The 18,618-nt window shown below is 66.4% G+C and carries 15 protein-coding genes; 6 read left to right on the forward strand and 9 right to left on the reverse strand.

The features are described 5' to 3' along the window. Positions 1 to 166 precede the first annotated feature (166 nt). Positions 167 to 2,365, forward strand: coding sequence for a TonB-dependent receptor (locus tag IV112_RS10865; RefSeq protein ID WP_304003504.1), 2,199 nt, complete (start codon positions 167 to 169; stop codon positions 2,363 to 2,365). A 62-nt stretch (positions 2,366 to 2,427) separates the two neighbouring features. On the opposite strand, the gene IV112_RS10870 is transcribed toward IV112_RS10865, so the two are convergent. Further along, positions 2,428 to 3,495, reverse strand: coding sequence for a metal-dependent hydrolase (locus tag IV112_RS10870; protein ID WP_304003505.1), 1,068 nt, complete (start codon positions 3,493 to 3,495; stop codon positions 2,428 to 2,430). Between the two features lie 131 nt (positions 3,496 to 3,626). Between IV112_RS10870 and IV112_RS10875 the strand changes: the two genes are divergently transcribed. Further along, a complete protein-coding gene (locus IV112_RS10875; protein ID WP_304003506.1) occupies positions 3,627 to 7,562 on the forward strand; it encodes a DUF3683 domain-containing protein in 3,936 nt (1,311 codons plus the stop codon). An 18-nt stretch (positions 7,563 to 7,580) separates the two neighbouring features. Here the strand turns inward: IV112_RS10875 and IV112_RS10880 are convergent, their stop codons facing one another. After that, positions 7,581 to 8,132, reverse strand: coding sequence for a DUF6647 family protein (locus tag IV112_RS10880; protein WP_304003507.1), 552 nt, complete (start codon positions 8,130 to 8,132; stop codon positions 7,581 to 7,583). A 174-nt stretch (positions 8,133 to 8,306) separates the two neighbouring features. Between IV112_RS10880 and IV112_RS10885 the strand changes: the two genes are divergently transcribed. From IV112_RS10885 to IV112_RS10895, 3 genes are read left to right on the forward strand one after another with little or no spacing between them, the layout of a single operon-like run. Then, positions 8,307 to 8,768 carry a hypothetical protein gene (locus IV112_RS10885; RefSeq protein WP_304003509.1) on the forward strand — a complete coding sequence of 154 codons (462 nt, stop codon included), beginning with the start codon at positions 8,307 to 8,309 and terminating at the stop codon, positions 8,766 to 8,768. Positions 8,769 to 8,814: 46 nt separating this feature from the next. Further along, a complete protein-coding gene (locus tag IV112_RS10890; protein ID WP_304003510.1) occupies positions 8,815 to 9,276 on the forward strand; it encodes a hypothetical protein in 462 nt (153 codons plus the stop codon). A gap of 1 nt (position 9,277) precedes the next feature. After that, positions 9,278 to 9,673, forward strand: a complete 396-nt coding sequence (locus IV112_RS10895; RefSeq protein ID WP_304003511.1) for an META domain-containing protein — start codon at positions 9,278 to 9,280, stop codon at positions 9,671 to 9,673. Between the two features lie 10 nt (positions 9,674 to 9,683). Here the strand turns inward: IV112_RS10895 and IV112_RS10900 are convergent, their stop codons facing one another. The 7 genes from IV112_RS10900 to IV112_RS10930 all read right to left on the reverse strand — a co-directional run bounded on the left by IV112_RS10900 (position 9,684) and on the right by IV112_RS10930 (position 17,315). Next, positions 9,684 to 10,358, reverse strand: coding sequence for an HAD-IB family phosphatase (locus tag IV112_RS10900; RefSeq protein ID WP_304003557.1), 675 nt, complete (start codon positions 10,356 to 10,358; stop codon positions 9,684 to 9,686). Then, on the reverse strand, positions 10,358 to 11,524 hold the full coding sequence (locus IV112_RS10905; RefSeq protein ID WP_304003512.1) for a phosphoserine transaminase: 1,167 nt from the start codon (positions 11,522 to 11,524) through the stop codon (positions 10,358 to 10,360). Before IV112_RS10905 ends, IV112_RS10900 begins: the two co-directional genes overlap by 1 nt. Before the next feature lie 87 nt (positions 11,525 to 11,611). Continuing rightward, complete coding sequence (locus IV112_RS10910) at positions 11,612 to 12,640, reverse strand: DUF6352 family protein (protein WP_304003513.1); 1,029 nt, start codon at positions 12,638 to 12,640, stop codon at positions 11,612 to 11,614. Further along, the gene (locus tag IV112_RS10915) at positions 12,637 to 13,452 is read right to left on the reverse strand and encodes a formylmethanofuran dehydrogenase subunit C (protein WP_304003514.1); all 816 of its coding nucleotides are present in this window, start codon (positions 13,450 to 13,452) and stop codon (positions 12,637 to 12,639) included. The genes IV112_RS10910 and IV112_RS10915 overlap by 4 nt, the downstream gene beginning before the upstream one ends. Beyond that, positions 13,449 to 14,345 (reverse strand): formylmethanofuran--tetrahydromethanopterin N-formyltransferase, encoded by an 897-nt coding sequence (fhcD, locus tag IV112_RS10920; RefSeq protein WP_296810811.1) that lies wholly within the window; start codon positions 14,343 to 14,345, stop codon positions 13,449 to 13,451. The genes IV112_RS10915 and fhcD overlap by 4 nt, the downstream gene beginning before the upstream one ends. A 4-nt stretch (positions 14,346 to 14,349) precedes the next feature. Next, positions 14,350 to 16,020 carry a formylmethanofuran dehydrogenase subunit A gene (locus IV112_RS10925; RefSeq protein ID WP_020164342.1) on the reverse strand — a complete coding sequence of 557 codons (1,671 nt, stop codon included), beginning with the start codon at positions 16,018 to 16,020 and terminating at the stop codon, positions 14,350 to 14,352. After that, positions 16,017 to 17,315: a formyltransferase gene (locus IV112_RS10930; protein WP_304003516.1), complete on the reverse strand. Its 1,299-nt coding sequence runs from the start codon at positions 17,313 to 17,315 to the stop codon at positions 16,017 to 16,019. Before IV112_RS10930 ends, IV112_RS10925 begins: the two co-directional genes overlap by 4 nt. 273 nt (positions 17,316 to 17,588) lie before the next feature. Between IV112_RS10930 and IV112_RS10935 the strand changes: the two genes are divergently transcribed. After that, positions 17,589 to 18,563: a beta-ribofuranosylaminobenzene 5'-phosphate synthase family protein gene (locus IV112_RS10935; RefSeq protein WP_304003517.1), complete on the forward strand. Its 975-nt coding sequence runs from the start codon at positions 17,589 to 17,591 to the stop codon at positions 18,561 to 18,563. Positions 18,564 to 18,618: the final 55 nt, after the last annotated feature.

Consider the following 18,618-nt stretch of genomic DNA (forward strand, 5'->3'; position numbering starts at 1 on the left):
GTTGCGACGCCGCAACATCCAGTTTCCAATAACCGTTCTCATTTACACTGCGCCGCACTTGCCCATGTTCGTGCTCCTCGCACGCGCCGGGCAGCGGACCAGCCAGCCCCATTGCGTCGCAGCAAGCCAGTCCAGCCCCCGATATCAACCTACTGGACTAGCACTGATGAAACGCTCGATCCCGCAGCAGCCGCTGACGCTGGCCGCGGCCATGCTGATGGCCCTGTCGTCCACCGCCGGCGCCGAAGAACAGAAGCCCGCCACCGACTCCAATGTTCCGGTTCTGCCGGAAGTGAAGGTGCGCGACGAGTACGACCGCCCGAACTCGCCGAACCGCGGCTACCAGACAGGCATCGTCACGTCGGCCAAGACCAAGCAGCTGGCCAAGGACATTCCGCAGGCGATCACCACGGTGACCGAGCAGCTGATGCTGGACAGCAATGCCGACACCATGAAGAGCGCGCTGCGTCATGTCGCCGGCCTCACCTTCAACTCCGGCGAAGGCGGTCGCATCGGCGACAACATCATGCTGCGCGGCTTCTATTCCTTCGGCGACCTGTACCTGGACGGGGTGCGCGACGTCGCACAGTACAATCGGGAAGTCTTCCACGTCGAGCAGATCGACGTCCTGCGCGGCTCGGCCGCCATGCTGTTCGGCCGAGGTCAGGCCGGCGGCGTGATCAACCGCGTCAGCAAGCAGCCGGGCCTCGTCGACCGCACCGAAGTGTCGGCCACCGTCGGCAGCTATGAGTACGGCCGTGTCACAGCTGACGTGAACAAGGTAGTCGGCGAGAACGCCGCCCTGCGCATCAGCGCGATGAAAACCGATGCGGAAAGTTCGCGTCGCGGCGTCGAGACCAAACGCGAGGGCATCGCCCCCACGCTGCGCTGGGGCATCGGCACCGCCGACGAGTTCTCGATCGGACACCTCTATCTCTCGACAGACGATGTCCCTGACTTCGGCGTCCCCTTCATCAGCCGCGCGGGTGCGGTTACCCGCACTCAGATCACCCGTCGCCCGCTGGACGTGTCGGCAAGCCGTTTTTATGGCACTCCGTCCGACTACGAGCGTAACGACACCAACATCAGTACTGGCATCTGGACACACCGCTTCACGCAGGACACCGAAGTACGAACGGTCCTGCGTTTCGCCGACTACAAGCGTGCATTGTGGGCAACACAGCCGACATTGGGTGCCGGGATCAACACCACTACTGTCACCGACGCAACTACGGTGGGTCGCCGGACGCACGCCCGTGGCGCCCATGAGCAGACCGTCACGCTGCAGAGCGATCTGACCACGAAGTTCGAGGCCGCCGGCATGAAGCACGAAGTGCTGATGGGTGTCGAACTTCTGAACGAAAAGCAGGACCGCTGGAACTACGTCGCCGCTGCCGCCCCAGCCACCACCGTCGGTAACGCGAACCCTGATCCCGTTCTCCCGGCAAACTACGGCAATCGCACCCGCACCAACCGAGCCGGTTACGAGGGTGACTCGATCGGAGTGTACGCACAGGACCAGATCGAATTCATGCCGCAATGGAAGCTGCTGCTTGGTCTGCGCCACGACCGGATGGATGCTGACTACTACACGGTTGCCAATCCGCAGTTTCGCCTCAAGTACAACGAGTGGAGCTATCGCAGCGGCCTGCTTTTCCAGCCGGACGATACCTCGACTTACTACTTCGCCTGGAGTGACTCGTTCAACCCAACGGCCGACCTGTACCAGTTGAACAACGGCACGCGCTACGACGCCGAACGCAGCCGCACGGTGGAACTGGGTTCAAAGTGGGAACTGCTGGACGGCGCGTTGTCGCTGCGTACGGCTCTGTACCGTGCGACCAAGTTCAATGAACGCAATACTGATCTCGAACAAGCGAACTCCTCTGTTCTCTCCAAGGAGCGTCACACCGACGGTATCGAATTCGAAGCCGCAGGTCGTATTTCGCCAAAATGGGACATGTTCGGTGGCATCGCACTAATGCGCGCTGAAATCGACGAAGTCTTCGCCGTGAATAACCCGAACATAGTCGGCCTGCGGCCTCGCAATACGCCACGCTACACCGCCAACCTCTGGACCACTTACCGCCTTACCGAGGCGTGGCGCGTAGGAGGCGGCCTCGAAGCCAAGGGCAATCGCCTTGCTTACGGCACTGGTGGTACCAGTCCGGTCGGCATCGCGAATGCACCCAGTTACGTGCGTGCCGATCTCATGCTTGCATATGAACAACCGCGCTACGACGTCAAGCTGAACGTTCTCAACGTGTTCAACAAGCGTTACTACGACGGCATCTACGAGAACGGCAGCATGGTCGTTCCGGGCACTGAACGTGCCTTCCAGCTGACGATGACCCTGAAGTACTGATCGCCCCGCCGCGATGAAAGCCGGGTCGGTGGTCCGCGGACTGCCGGCCCGGCTTTTCTCTTTCAGCGCCCGCTGAGCGCACGCCAGCCGGCCATCGTCCGCTCGACCAGCGCCCATCCCGCACCGTTCTCGCACAGCCCGTAGCGGAACGGCAGCGTGTCGCGCCCCGGCGTCTCGAAGCGCAGGTCGCGGAAGCTGACGCAAGCGCCCCCGCCTGCGCTGCCCACGCTGTCCAGCACCGGAAACATCGCGAACCAGCGGAAGAAGGCGAAATCCGGCGCCGACCAGACCGCGCGCACCTGCTCGCGCACACCGTCGTATCCGCCATTGCCGAAGCGTTCGCGTACTTCCCACTGCGCCAGCGCGACCGGCCGGTAGTGGGCCGAGAAGCGGCGGATCAGGTTGTCGTCGGGCCCTGCCTCGAGCAGTCCGGAACGCCGCGTGTTGATGTGCGCGATGTGGTAACGCTGGCCGTCGTCGATCACCGCGGTCCAGTTGAAAGGCGAAGCCGGCCGCGGAATCGCGTCGATCGAGACGAAGGCGATGCCCTGCTCCACCGCATGACGCCGCGCGGCCTCGATGGCTTCCAACTTGCCGACCGCGCCGACGCCGATCCAGGCGCATACCGCGGCCAGGCCGAGCGCGGCAGGCAGCCGGCTGCGCCGCCACAGCGCACTCGCCGCGAGGCCGGCAATCAGCAGCCCGGTCAGCGGCAGGTCGATGATGAAGGTGGTGCCCCAGCCGAAACGGCGATCCGAGAACGGCGCCAGGATCATGGTGCCGAACTGCGTGATCAGGTCGCCCAGGATGTGGATGGCGATGCCGGCGCACGCCACTGCGTAGAAGCGCCGCCAGCCGACACCGCGCGCGCTCAGCAGACGCGGCATCAGCCAGGCCAGCAGCAGCGCCCACAGCGGCAGCAGTATCAGCGAGTGCGTGACACCTCTGTGGCCGCGCAGATAGGTGAGCTCGGACACGTAGCCGAGCACGAAGTCGAGGTCCGGAAAGGTGGCGGCCAGACCGCCGGCGAGCACCGTCTGCCAGACCTTGGGCTGGCGTTCGTCGGCCGGCGCGCGTGCCATGAAGCGGCCGAGCAGCGCGCCGGACAGTGCGTGAGTCAGGGTATCCAATCGATTCTTCCGTTCAGGTACAGGTCGGATGCGTCGCATGGACAACACCCCGGCGCACTTCGCGCCGATTGTGGCGCAGTGCACAAGAAGCAGGCGTATAATGCCGCTCCGATTCGCTTCATGGCTTGTTGATGGAATCCGCTACCGCGCTCATCGATTTGCAAGCTTCGCGCGACCCTACCCGACTGCGCGAAATCCCGTACAACTACACCTCGCTGTCCGACCGCGAAATCGTCATCCGGTTGCTCGGCGCCCGCATGTGGGACACCTTGTCCAGCCTGCGCGACGAGCGCATGACCGGCCGTTCGGCACGCATGCTCTACGAAGTGCTGGGCGACATCTGGGTCGTTCAGCGCAATCCCTATCTCGAAGACGATCTGCTCGACAACCCGAAGCGCCAGGACGCGCTGGTCGGTGCGATGCACCATCGACTGCGCGAGATCGAACAGCGCCGCCAGCCGGGCGGTGATGCCGCATCGCAGGAGCGTGATCGCAAGGTGGGCGAACTGCTGGCTGCCGCGCGCAACGCGGTCGATGCCTTCGCCGCCGGCTTCGGTGAGACCCGCAAGCTGCGCAGTCGTATCCGCAAGGTGCTCGGCCGCCACACGCGCGAAGCCAATATCGCCTTCGACGGTCTGGCCCGTGTATCGCACGTGACGGATGCCACCGACTGGCGCGTCGAATATCCGCTGGTCGTGCTCTACCCGGACACCGAGGACGAGATCGCGCCGCTGGTGCGCGGCTGCATCGAGCTCGGCCTCACCATCGTGCCGCGCGGTGGCGGCACCGGCTACACCGGTTCCGCCGTGCCGCTGTCGGCCAAGTCAGCAGTCATCAACACCGAAAAGCTGATCGATCTGGGCGCCGTCGAGCCCATGGTGCTGCCGGGTCTGTCCGAGCCCTACGCGACGATACGCACCGGCGCCGGCGTGGTCACCCGCCGCGTCATGGATGCCGCCGAGAACGCCGGCCTGGTGTTCGCCTGCGACCCGACCTCGGCCGACGCCTCCTGTGTCGGCGGCAACATCGCCACCAACGCCGGCGGCAAGAAGGCCGTACTGTGGGGCACGGCGCTCGACAATCTGGCGAGCTGGCGCATGGTGGACGCCGATGGCTGGCCGATGGAAATCACGCGGCTGGACCACAACCTCGGCAAGATCCACGACGCGCCCGTCGTGCGCTTTGCTATCCAGCGTTTCGAAACCGACGGCCGCACGCCACGGGGCGAAGCCGACATCCTCGAAGTGCCGGGTGCGCGCTTCCGCAAGGAAGGTCTGGGCAAGGACGTCACCGACAAATTCCTCGCCGGCCTGCCCGGCGTGCAGAAGGAAGGCTGCGACGGCCTGATCACCAGCGCGCGCTGGATCCTGCACAAGCTGCCGCCGGTCACCCGCACGGTCTGCCTCGAATTCTTCGGCCAGGTACGCGAGGCGGTGCCGGCCATCGTCGAGATCAAGGACTACCTGGACGGTCTTCCCAAGTCAGGCAATGCACGCGTGCTGCTGGCCGGTCTCGAACATCTCGACGAACGTTACGTGCGCGCGGTCGGCTACGCCACCAAGGCGCGCCGCCACGGCCGGCCGAAGATGGTGCTGATCGGCGACATCGTCGGCGACGACGAAACGACGGTGATGGCCGCAGCGTCCGAAGTCGTTCGCCTGTGCAACCAGCGCGGCGCCGAAGGCTTCATCGCCGTATCGGCCGAGTCGCGCAAGACCTTCTGGCTGGACCGCGCCCGCACCGCCGCCATCGCCCGCCACACCAACGCATTCAAGATCAACGAGGACGTGGTCATTCCGCTGCCGCGCATGGGCGACTACTGCGACGGCATCGAACGCATCAACATCGAACTGTCGATCGCCAGCAAGCTGCGCCTGTGCGATGCGCTGGTCGACTTCCTGCGCGGCGAACTGCCGCTGCATGCCGGCGACGCCAATGTCGATGCCGACGAACTGATCGGCGACCGCCGCACCCAGGCGCTGCAGCAGGTGGCCGCGGTACGCGGTCGCTGGCAGTGGCTGCTGGACAATCTCGACATGCCGCTGGCGCGCGCCGAACCGCTGCTGATGTCGATCGGCGTAGAGATGGGACCGCTGCTCAACCGCGCCGAAAAGCCGACCCTGTTCCACCGGCTGCAGGACTATTCGGTGCGCGTGTCGTGGAAGCGCGAACTGAAGCCGCTGCTGGACGAGATCTTCGACGGCGCGATGTACCGGCCGGTGCTCGACCGTGTCGAAATCATCCGCAAGGAAGTGCTGCGCGGCCGCGTATTCGTCGCGCTGCACATGCACGCCGGCGACGGCAACGTGCATACCAACATCCCGGTGAATTCGGACAACTACGGCATGCTGCAGGAAGCCAATGCCGCGGTGGCCCGCATCATGGCGCTGGCGCGTTCGCTTGGCGGCGTCATTTCCGGCGAGCACGGCATCGGCATCACCAAGCTCGAATTCCTGACGCCGGAGGAGCTTGCACCCTTCATCGACTACAAGCAGCGGGTCGATCCGGACGGCCACTTCAACGCCGGCAAGCTGCTGCCCGGCGGCGATCTGTCGCGCGCCTACACGCCCTCCTTCTCGCTGCTGGGCACCGAGTCGCTGATCATGGAAATGAGCGACATCGGCCAGATCGCGACCTCGATCAAGGACTGTCTGCGCTGCGGCAAGTGCAAGCCGGTGTGCTCGACCCACGTGCCGCGAGCCAACCTGCTCTATTCGCCGCGCAACAAGATCCTCGCCACCTCGCTGCTGATCGAGGCCTTCCTGTATGAGGAGCAGACGCGACGCGGCGTGTCGCTGCGCCACTTCGACGAATTCGGCGACGTGGCCGACCACTGCACCGTATGCCATCGCTGCGAGAAGCCCTGTCCGGTGGACATCGACTTCGGCGACGTATCGATCGCCATGCGCAATGCACTGCGCAAGCAGGGCAAGCGCAAGTTCAACCCGGGCACGGCCGCGTCGATGGCCTTCCTGAACGCGACCGATCCGGCCACCATCAAGACATTGCGCGTGGCCATGATGGGCGTGGGCTACAAGGCGCAGCGGCTGGGGCATCGCGTGGGCAAGGCACTCGGCCTGGTCGACCGCCAGACCAAGGCGCCGCCGCCGACACTGGGCAAGCCCACCATCAAGGCGCAGGTGATCCACTTCATCAACAAGCCGATGCCGGGCAACCTGCCGAAGCGCACCTCGCGCGCGATGCTGGACATCGAGGACGCCGCCATCGTGCCGGTCATCCGCGACCCGAAGCGCGCGTCCGAAGACCAGGAAGCGGTGTTCTACTTCCCCGGCTGCGGGTCCGAGCGGCTGTTCTCGCAGGTCGGTCTGGCCACCCAGGCCATGCTCTACCACGTCGGCGCGCAGACCGTGCTGCCGCCCGGCTACCTGTGCTGCGGCTATCCGCAGACCGCCGGCGGCAACGCGGAAAAGGGACAGCAGATCAGCACCTCGAACCGCGTGCTGTTCCACCGTGTCGCTAACACGCTGAACTATCTCGACATCAAGACCGTGATCGTGTCCTGCGGCACCTGCATGGACCAGCTGCAGCAGTACGAATTCGACAAGATCTTCCCCGGCTGCCGGCTGCTCGACATCCACGAGTACCTGATGGAAAAGGGCGTCAAGCTCGAAGGCGTGCAGGGCGTGCGCTACATGTATCACGACCCCTGCCACACGCCGATGAAGACGCACGCGCCGCTGAAGGTGGTGAATCAGCTGGTCGGCACGGCCGACGGCACGAAGGTGGCGCTGAATGATCGCTGCTGCGGCGAGAGCGGCACGCTGGCGGTCAGCCGGCCGGACATTTCGACCCAGGTGCGCTTCCGCAAGGAAGAGGAAATGCGCAAGGGCGCGGACGTGCTGCGCGCCGACGGTTTTGCCGGCGAGGTGAAGATACTGACCTCCTGCCCGTCCTGTCTGCAGGGCCTGTCGCGCTACGACAACGACAGCAGCACCCAGGCCGACTACATCGTGGTCGAGATGGCGCGCCACCTGCTCGGCGAGGACTGGGCCGCCCGCTACGTCGAGCAGGCCAACGCCGGCGGCATCGAGCGCGTGCTGCTTTGAAGCGTCGCGGGGGCGCGGTCAGCGGCGCTGTGCCGCGGCCGCGCCGTCGCGCAGCTCCTGCATGAAGTTCTCCAGCACCCGCTCCTCGTTCGCCACACCGGGTGCGACTTCGAGGCGCATCGTGCCGTTGCCGGCCGAGCGCTGATCGCGCGCACAGACCACGGTCGCCAGCTGCGTGCCGAAGCGCTCGCTGCGCCCTTCCTGCTGCAGGTAGCGGTTCTGCACGCGGTAGGCGTCGCGCTCCGAGCGCAGCGTCGCATTGCAGTCGTGCTGGTACAGCGCACCTTTCTGCCGTGCCTCGAGCACGTGCACGAACTCGTGCACCAGGAAGGAATTGTCGGTCGGGTCCTGCAGGTCGAGATCGGCGCGTATCAGTATCTGCTCACGGTCGTGGTCGTACAGCGCAACCAGCTTGTCGCACTCGCGCGGATCGTCCGGACAGGCTTCCTCGACCAGTGCAGCCGGCGCCATCATGCGCAGCGTCGGCAGTTCGGACAGCGGCAGTTCGGGATAGCCCGACAGCGCAGCGGCGGCGCTGAACAGATAGGACAGCAGGACGGTGTCGGCCATGGCGGCGCTCCCTTGCGCGATGCGGTGTGGTCGGGGGCTTCGACACCGCAGGCGCCAGATATTTCCGCACAGGTTTGCGCAGAACTCGGGCACGCTGCCCGTGTCCCATCGCGAGCCCGGTGCCAGAATGCGCCGGCCGCAGCGTCCCCGCAAGCCGTCCGACCGGAGCCCGACATGTCCATTGCACCGCGCCTCTGCGCCAGTCTGATCGCCACTTCACTGTTTGCCTGCAGCGGTGCATTTGCCGTACCGGCCGATTCCGCCCAGCCCGGCGTGAGCGCGGCGTCGCCGCGTCTTGCCGGCAGCTGGAGCTGGACCGACCCGCAGCAGTGCAGCGAAACCTACGAGTACGCCGCCGACGGCAGCGGCCGCGTCAGCAGCGGCGACGAGCGCGCCGAAATGGCCTACATCTTCGATCCGGTGCCACTGAAGGACGGCTTCTACCGGCTGCAGGCGACCATCACCAAGGACAACGGCGGGCGCGACTGCGCCGGTGCCGCCAGCGACGACACCAACGAGCGCTACACCGTCTATCTGAAATTCCACCCCGATGGCGACCAGCACATCGTCTGCATGGAACCGGAACTGAAGCACTGTTTCGGTCCGCTGCGCCGCAAGGCGGCAAACGGAATCTGACGCAGCGGCCTACAATCGAAACATGTCGCGCTCTGCGGAGGCCGTCATGCACATCCATCGATTCAAGCAGGCCTGTACCTCTCTGCTGCTCGGCGCGGCGCTGCTCGCGGCGTCGGCCTCGCAGGCCGCGCGCATCGAAACGGCCGGCCCGCTCGCCGCACCACAGATCGTCGGGCTGTGGAGCTGGACCGACGAGTCGCAGTGCGTCGAAAGCTACGAATATCGCAGCGACGGCACCGGCCGCGTCAGCAGCGGCAACGAGCAGACCGACGTGAGCTATGTGTTTTCCAGCGTGCCGGTCGCCGACGACTTTTTCGAACTGAACGTGACCATCCGGCACAACTCCGGCGGCAAGGACTGTCTCGGGCAGAACGCCGACGACTCGGGCGAAACCTACCGGGTGTTCGTGCATTTCCGCCAGGGCGAGGACAGTCACCTCGTGTGCTACCGCCCCGACGTGACGCAGTGCTTCGGCCCGCTCTACCGGCAGGCCCTGCCCCGCTTCTGACATGAGCACGCGCCTCGCATCGCTGCTGGGCGTTCTGCTGCTTGCGGCCTGCACCACCTACGGCGGCGGCGGACCGCCGGATGGGCGCTGGCAGATCCGCGAGGTCGGCACGACGACAGTACCGGACGACGTCGACGCTCACATCGAATTCCTGCCCGAGGGCCGGCTCGCCGGGCGCGCGGGCTGCAACCGCTACACCGGAAGCTGGGCCCGCCAGGGCCACGACCTGCGCTTCGGCCGCATCGCCGCCACCCGCATGGCCTGCGCCGGCGCGGCGATGGACATCGAGAACCGGCTGTTCGAAATGATGGACAAGGTGGTGCGTCAGGACAGACCGGACGCGCGCACGCTGATCATGGTCACCGGCGACGGCCGGCGCATCGTCGCGACGCGCTGACCGACGTCGCTCAGCGCAGCAGCGACTCGACGCGCGCCAGTTCTTCCGGCGTCGCCAGCAGGCGCACGACCTCGCGCAGATCGGCCTGATCGATAAAATGCGACGCCCGGCTGGCGACGATCTCGCGGCGCACGACGCCGCCGAAACCGATCACCAGCGCACCGGCTTCAGCCGCTTCGAGATCGGTGATGCCATCACCGACCATCACCACGCGTTCGGCACCGGCGCCAACCCGGCGCACGATTTCCGCCTTGCCACCACTGCGCGCCAGCGGAGATTCCGGGTCGAAGCCGGCGTAGTGGCCATTCGCGTCGAACCTCAGGTCGACGGCGTGCACGCGCTCGTCCGGCACGCCGAGAAAGCGCGCGATGGCCAGCACCGCCTGGCGGATGCCGCCGCTCACCACGTGCACCTGCCAGCCCAGCGCGCCGAGTGCGGCGATCGCCTCGGCAGCGCCCTCGACACGCGTCTCGATATATTGGCGGCCGACCGCGTCGATGGTCGACGCGTCGGGCTTGATCAGGTCCAGCCGCGCCGCATAGGCCTCTTCCAGCTTAAGGCGGCCTTCCATCGCAGCATTGGTCAGCGGTACCACCTGATCGACCACGCCGGCCTGTTCGGCCAGCACGTCGATGCCTTCAATCGTCGACAGCGTGCTGTCGCAGTCGAACAGGATGGCGCGCATCACCGGCTCATCTCCTGCTTAACCGTGGCGTAGCCCCAGTCCAGCCAGGGCGTCAGCGCCGCAACGTCGGCGGTATCGACAGTCGCGCCACACCAGATGCGCAGGCCCGGCGGCGCGTCGCGGTAGGCGGAAATGTCGAAGGCCGCGTCTTCCGCCTCCAGCAGCGCGCACAGACGCTGCACGATGGCCCAGCGCGCCTCCAGCGACTGCGCCTCGAACCACGGGTCGGTGATCTTCAGGCAGACCGAGGTGTGCGAGCGCACGTCCTCGCGGTCGGCCAGGAAGTCGACCCAGCCGGTCTTCGCCACCCAGCTTTCGAGCACCGCGAAACTGGCCTTGCTGCGCGCGATCAAGGCAGGCAGACCGCCGATCTCCTGGGCCCAGCGCAGCACGTCGATCTGGTCCTCGACGCACAGCATGGACGGCGTGTTGATGGTATTGCCCTCGAACAGGTCTTCGGTGAGCTTGCCCTTGTTCATCAGGCGGAACACCTTCGGAATCGGCCAGGCCGGCGTGTGGCGGTACAGCCGCTCGACCGCGCGCGGGCTCAGTACGATCATGCCGTGCGCCGCCTCACCGCCCAGCACCTTCTGCCAGGACCAGGTGGTCACATCCAGCTTGTGCCACGGCAGTTCCATCGCGAAGGCAGCCGACGTCGCGTCGCAGATCGACAGGCCGGCGCGGTCATCGGCGATCCAGTCGCCGTCCGGCACGCGCACGCCGCCCGAGGTACCGTTCCAGGTGAATACGACGTCGCGGTCCCAACTCACCGCCGACAGATCCGGCAGGCTGCCGTAGGGCGCGACCACCAGGCGTGCATTGGCAAGCTTCAGCACCGGGCCGACGTCGGTCACCCAGTTGGCACCGAAGGCTTCCCACGCGAGGCAATCGACCTCGCGCTCACCGAGCAGCGTCCACAGTGCCATTTCGACCGCGCCGGTATCCGAACCCGGCACGATGGCGATGCGATAGTCGTCCGGAATGCCGAGCACCTCGCGGCTGCGGACGATGACCTCCTTCAGCTTGGCCAGACCGTCCTTGGCGCGGTGCGAACGGCTGATGAAGGCGTCCTTGAGCACGTCCAGCGTCCAGCCCGGACGCTTCACGCAGGGGCCGGAAGAAAAATACGGGCGGGCCGGACGGGTTTCGGGCTTGGCGACAGTCATGGCGCAATACGGGGGATGCAGGGAAAGCGGGCGAGTATAGCCGCCGCCGCATTGCGGCGCAGCAGCGCGCGCCGCCGGCTGTGCCGTTCAGTTCGCCGCGGCGAGCGGCAGGTTCAGCAGCAGGTTCTGCGGCTTCATCTGCACCAGACCCGCTTCGTCCATCGCCAGCGCCATCCAGACCGGACGCGCTTCGCCGTCGCGGCGCAGTTCGGCGCGCATCTCCTGCGGGTCGACGAAATCGAGGCGGAACAGCGCAATGATGCGGGCCATGCGGTCGGGCGCCAGTTCGCCGCCCTCGTACAGCGTGTTCAGCAGGTCCATCGCCTCGCGATCGAGGCCGATGTGCCAGGCCCAGCGATCGTCGTGGATGTCCTTCTGCGGTGCGATGCGGACCGCGCAGCCGTAGAAATGCGCGATCCAGCGCTCCATCACGCGGCACAGCGCATCCAGCCCGGGCTGGCCGACGTTCAGCGGCAGCACGGCGCGACGCCCCACCCTTGCGTACAGATCGGCGGCGTTGGCCGGATCGAGCACGTCGAGATTCGCAGCCCGCGGCGCGGCACCCGCCTGCAGGATGAGGCGGCCGATATTGCCGAAGCCGCCTGTTTCGGCGTAGTCGCCGAGCACTTCGGCGTCGGCCATCAGCACGCGGCCGGACTGTGGCGTCGCGCGCTGATTGCGGAAGAACAGTTCCGCGGCGCGCCACATCAGCGGGTCGTCGCAGTCCTCCAGCAGCGCGTGCAGGATTATTTCGGTGAGTTGCGGCACGAACAGCGGCGCGATGCCGGACAGGCCGTCGAGGAACAGCTCCAGCCAGGCCGATTCGAGATCCGGCTGCGCCAGCACACGGTCGCGGAAGGCGACGTAGGCGAACCAGTTGTCGCGCGCGTCCTCGTCCTTGATGGCGGCGATCTCACCGTGTTCGACGATGCGCGCAGGCGCGGCGTCGAGCGATGCCACCAGCGCACGTTCCGCGACGCAGCTGTCGTCGACGAGCGCCAGTTCGGGGCGCGACATCCAGCAGCGCAGCAGCGCTTCGGTCACGAGCAGGCGGCCGGCCGCGTTGCGCCCGACCAGCGGATGCAGCGATTCCGGCCACCAGCGATGCGTCGTCAAGCGCGGACCAGCAGTTCGCCGCGGCCGACCACGCCCATGTCGCCCATGTAGCGGCGGACCGTGCAGGCACTGGCATCCAGGGCACCGAACGCCCCCGGCAGACCTTTCCAGCTCGCGTAGAGCAGGCTGAGGAAGCCGAGACGGTGCGGACCGCAATCGACCATGCCCGGCAGCATCTGCGTCGGCAGGCTGTTCACGATCAGCGTGCCGCGCTTCATCAGGTAGCCCGGGTAGGCGCCGACCGTGCCAGCCACCGCGATGGTGCCGGCGATCATGCGCGCGCCGCAGTAGTCGCCCGCGTTGCCGCTGACCAGGATCTGGCCGCGGCGCATGCGGTCGCCGAGGCGCTCGCCAGCGTTGCCGCCGACCAGCAGCAGACCACCGGCCATGCCCTTCATTTCACCTGGAATGGCGCCGCCGGCGAATTCAGCGACGTCGCCTGCGACCTCGATGCGACCACCCTTCATGCCGGTCGCGCAGAAGGCGCCGGCGTTGCCGCTGATGGCGATGGTGCCGCCGAGCATGCCCTGACCGACGTAGGCGCCAGCATTGCCTTCGACCGTCACCCGGCCCGACTTCATGCCGGCACCGATGCGCTCGAACTTGCCGCAGTCACCGCGGAACACGAGGTCCGCCGTGTCGTCGCCTTCAAGCGTGAACACCTCGTCGACGCGTACCGTGCGCTTGCCGATCTGCAGCGTGAGCGCCGCGATGTCGGCGACCGACAGGCCGGCCAGCGCGGTCGGATTCAGGGCGCCGGCGTCGACGCGCTGGGCAGGTGCGTTGCGCAGCGTGAATACCAGCGCGCTCATGACAGGATCTCCCGCAGGTGGTACTGGAACTGGCCGAGCTTGCCGCCGTAGTTGCCGGCCGACAGGCGGCGGATGCCGCCGGCCGCGCCGATCTTGCAGACTTCACGCATGCCGACCTCCATCGCCTTCTTGACCGAGGCGTCGGTCAGGCCGTCGATGACGATTTCGAGCACGGCGCCGATGCGCTCGTCCAGTTCGGACTTGGTCGCGCCACGCAGCGTCGGGCAGAAGGCGTCATTGGTCGAGGCCGACAGCGCCTTGTACTTCGAGCCGACCTTGGAACCCGAACGCACGACGCCGCCCGGGAAGGGCATCACCACTTCCGGCAGCTTGCGCATTTCTCGGATGGCCGCCTCGCAGGCTTCCAGCGCCTGCACCTGGGTGTCGGCCAGCACCAGGAAGTTACCGCCGCCGACCGCCTTCACCATGCGCGCGGTGTCCTGCACCAGGAATTCGCCGTCCATCACCGGCACGCGCCAGTAGCGCTTGCCGCCGATCTGCTTCGAGGTCTGGAAGCCGTCGCCGAAATAGCGCAGCGTCTTGCCCAGCGGCACCGGGTCGCCTTCGTCCAGACCGGCGAAGATGGCGCTGGTCGGGCTGGTCAGCACGCACTGGCCGACGCGTCGTTCGATCTGCTTGATCAGTTCCTTGCTCGACACCGCGAACACCAGCACCGACACGCCCGGGCGGCCGTCCGGCGTTTCCGCCGGCGACAGCACGCGCTCGATGCCCGCCTCGGCGCCGCAGGCGATGACCGAGGTCGCGAAGCCGGTCATCGCGTTGGCCGAATTGAGCGCCCAGGTTTCGTTGTACGCGGTGATGATGAGGCGGATGCCCCGCATGCCGAATGCTTCGGCGAAAGTGTCGTCGATCGCTACACCGTTGATGATCATCTGCTCAACCCCGCTTCTTGCATGCATGGGCAATCAGCTTGCTGCCACCGCCGCACTCGCACAGTTCGTCGTCGCTGATCTTGAAATTGTTCATGCGCACCGAGTGGTAGCGCTGGAAGTAGGGTTCGATCTTCTTCTCGATGCTGCGATCGAATTCCGGCTTCACCGCGTGCGTGTTGCCACGCACCACCTTGACGATCCGGCCGTCGCGCACCACCAGTTCGCCGTCCTTGAACACCAGCTCCGGCTTCTCGAACATGCGCTCGCGATCGGCGTCCTCCTTGTAGACGACGATGTCGGCCGCAGCGCCCGGGGCCAGATGGCCGCGGTCGGCCAGGCCGATCAGCTTTGCCGGCGCGGCGCGCGTCATGATGGCGATCTCGTACAGCGAGTACTCGCGGTCGAGGCCGGCCAGATTGCTCATCGCACGCGCGTCCGGGTTGATGGTGTCCAGCATCGCGTTGCGGAAGCTGCGGTCCATCAGCAGCTTGATCAGGTGCGGATAGGTCGTGAACGGCGCGCCATTCGGGTGGTCGGTGGTCAGGAACACGCGCCACGGGTCATCGACCATCAGGAAGATTTCCAGGCCGATCGCCCACTGCAGCGCGTTGACGAAATTCTGGTCCTTGTACTTGAAGGGCACGACACCGCAGCCAGCGTCGCACTCGATGTCCATGATGACGGACTTCTTCGGCGAGCCGTGGTCGGCGTTGCGGTACTGCACCATGTTGTCGCCGGAGGCGGTGACGGTCTGGCCGAACAAGATCTGGCCGACGTCGGCCGTCACGTTCTTCTTCTGGTTGATCGCCTCGGCGATGCGCGCCGCGGCACTGGAAAACTTGCGGTCGCCCTCGGTGCCGTAGCTGTGGAACTGGATGTGCGTCAGGTGGATGGGCAGGCCTTCGGCCGCGTCCATCGTGCCCAGCGTGGTGTCGACGTTGCCCGGCACGCCGAGGTTGCTGGCATGCACGTGCAGCGGCTTCGGCACGCCGAGATCATGTACGGCGCGCGACAGCACCTTGACGATTTCGCGCGGCGTGATGCCGTAGTACGCGTTCTGTTCGTCGAGATCGAGCTTGCGCTGGTTGAACTTGAAGGCCGAAATGCCGCCCGGGTTCACGATCTTGATGCCGACCGTCTGCGTCGCGTTCAGCGTCCACGCGACGTAGTCGTTGATCGCCTTCTGATCTTCCTTGGCCGCCATCATGCGCAGGAAGAAATCGTCGCTGCCCAGCATGGCGTAGCCGCCAGTATCGAGAATGGGCGTGTCGCCCATTTCCATGTGTGCCTGGCGCGCGTTGATCGGCAGGATGGCCGGCTCGAAGGCGGCCGTGTAGCCCATTTCGGCGTAGCGATAACCGGCCGCCAGCGTGCCGGGCGCTGCGTGACCGCAGCTCGAACGGGTCAGTTCGGTGCGCTCCAGCGGATCGCCGCGGTGATCTTCCGGCAGCATTTCGCGCGCGATATTCACCTTGCCGCCACCGATGTGGCTGTGCATGTCGATGGCCCCCGACATGACGATGCGGCCGGCGATGTTGTACTCGGCGGTGATCTTCTCGTGCTCGTTCGGTCCGGCGACGATGCGACCATCGCGCACGTAGATGTCGCGCACCTGGTCGTTCACGCCGTTGGCCGGATCGATCACGCGGCCACCGGTCAGTTTGATCAGACTCACGCTCCCACCTCCTTCATCTTGGCCACGATGGCGGCCGTCACCTGCTCCGCCGCGGGCAGCGACGACTTCTTCAGCGCCCGCAACGGCAGCGACACCACCTTGTCGGTGCGCACGAAATGCCCGGTCAGGTGCATGCCGGGCGTGGCCACCGGAATGAACACATGCGGCTCCGCATCGAGCTTCTGCGTCGGCGGCGCGATCACCACCGTGGGCAGGCCGGTCGACGGCGGCGCAACCGTGTCGTTCAGACTGGACAGCCACACCAGCGCGTCGGTTTCGCCATTGGCGACCAGGCGCGACAGGCCGTTTTGCAGCGGGTCGAACTTCGGCGTACCGCTGGCGTAGCTGGTGCGCATCGGGAAGCCGGTCTGCCAAAGGTGCACCGCACCCATCGTCGAATCGCCGTCGTTGCCGGCCAGCGGCAGCGCGTTGCAGCGCGTCGTCACATTGAGCTTGCGGGCGATCGCCGCGATGGCGCCGACGTTCATGTCGACCTGCGGCGTGTCGAATGCGGACGCCGTCCACACCAGCACGCTGTATTTCGCCGCCAGCAATGCGTCAGCCAGCGCCTGCCAGCGAGCAAGTGCGATGCCCAGCGGCGCCTCACCGGCCACCGGCTGCTTCGCCAGCAGCGCATTGAGCACCGACAGCGCCTCGGGCATGCGCTTCTTGTCGAATTCGAACACGTCGGGCTGGCGGCCGTCCGGCGACACGCCCGGCGCGGTGTTCAGGCCGGCGCCCATATAGACGATGTGGCGGCTGGTGGTATCGAAGTCGAACATCGACTCCTTCACCCACACCACGCGCTCGAAGAAACGCGGCTGACGCGACACCGCATCGGTACCCAACAGCACGATGAGGTCGGCGCGGTTCTTCACCTCGGCCAGCGTCGTGTTGATGCCGCCGCCGTCCTGCACGGCGCGACTCGCGCGCCAGCCGAATTCGTTATTGATGTGCTCGACGATGCCGCCCGCCAGATCGACCAGTTCCATCGCGCCGCGCGCACCGTTCAGGTCCAGCGCCATGCCGCCGAACACCGGCTGCTGCGCGCCCGCGAGGATGCGCGCAGCTTCCGCACAGGCCTCTTCAAGCGACGCCGGCTTGCCGTCGATGCGGGCGGAAGCGTTCGTCGGAACACCGCCGAGTCGAGCAAAACCATCGCGCGCCCTGTCGCAGCCGTTGGCCACGACGGTCAGGCCGCTGCCCGCGGTATCGACGCTCAGGTCGTCACAGGCGTGCCCGCACAGCGGACAGGCCACTTCGGTGACGACGGTCGAAGTCGCTTCATTCGTCATGAGTCATCCGTTTCATCAGGTTGATAGAACCCGCAGCCCGCAACGATACAACAAGCGCAAACCTGCGACGGGCGCGCCTTCGCGCACCGCACTGCAGCATCCGGCAGGACAGACCGCACCGCGGTCAACCTGTTTCACATGCGTGACAGCGCGATCCGTAAACGACCGTCGCCCGACTGTCTTGAACGGCTTCCGGCGCCGTCGCAAAAGCCTTTGCCAGTGAGGCCGCCGAATTTGGGATAATCCGCGCCTTCGCAACGACAGACCCATCGGATGAACGCTTCGCACGCGACCGCCGCCGCCCTGCAAGTCCGGGCTCCCGCTCGCCTGCACATGGGGTTCGTCGACCTTGATGGCAGCCTCGGGCGACGCTTCGGCAGTGTGGGCCTCACGCTGGAAGGTCTGAACACCACCTTGCAGATCCAACCGGCTGCGAAACTCGAAGTCAGCGGTCACGACGCCGAGCGCGCGCGCCGCTACGCGGCGACGATCTGCGAACGCTTCAATCTCCCCCCTGCCCGCATCGACATCACCGGCGCCATCCCCTCGCACTCCGGGCTGGGCTCCGGCACACAACTTGCTCTCGCGGTCGGCATGGCGCTGGCGCGTCTGCACGGCCTGAAGCTGAACTCGCGCGACATCGCCGGCCTGCTCGACCGTGGTGCGCGTTCAGGCATCGGCATCGGCAGTTTCGATGGCGGTGGTTTCATCGTCGATGGCGGTCGCGGCGCGCTGGACGCCCCACCGCCCATCGTCGTGCAAATGCCCTTCCCGGCGGAGTGGCGCATGGTGCTGATCTTCGATCACGCCTGTCGCGGCCTGCACGGGGCGGCCGAGAAGGAGGCATTCCGCGTGCTGCCGCCCTACAAGGCGGGTCTGGCGGACCGCTTGAGCCGGCTGGTGCTGATGCGCGCACTGCCGGCGCTGGCCGAACGCGACATCGACATGTTCGGTGCCGCGATCAACGAATTGCAGCAATGTGTCGGCGACTATTTCGCGCCGGCACAGGGCGGCCGCTACACCAGTGCGCTGGTGAGCAGTGTCGCGGAACACCTGGCCGGGCTCGGTGCAGCCTGCATCGGCCAGAGTTCTTGGGGGCCGACCGGCTTTGCGCTGGCAGCGTCGGAGGCCGACGCGAACGCCATGGTGGCGTCTGCGCGCACGCGGTTCGCGCAGGCGGAAGGACTGGAATTGATGGTGTGCGCTGCGCGCAACGAGGGCGCGCAGTGGACGGAACTGCCGGGCTGATGCCGCAGGTGCAGACCGGGAATTAGAGGAGAGGTGCGTCACCGCACCCCACAAC

Source organism: Methyloversatilis discipulorum (genome assembly GCF_018780585.1).
GTDB lineage: Bacteria > Pseudomonadota > Gammaproteobacteria > Burkholderiales > Rhodocyclaceae > Methyloversatilis > Methyloversatilis discipulorum_B.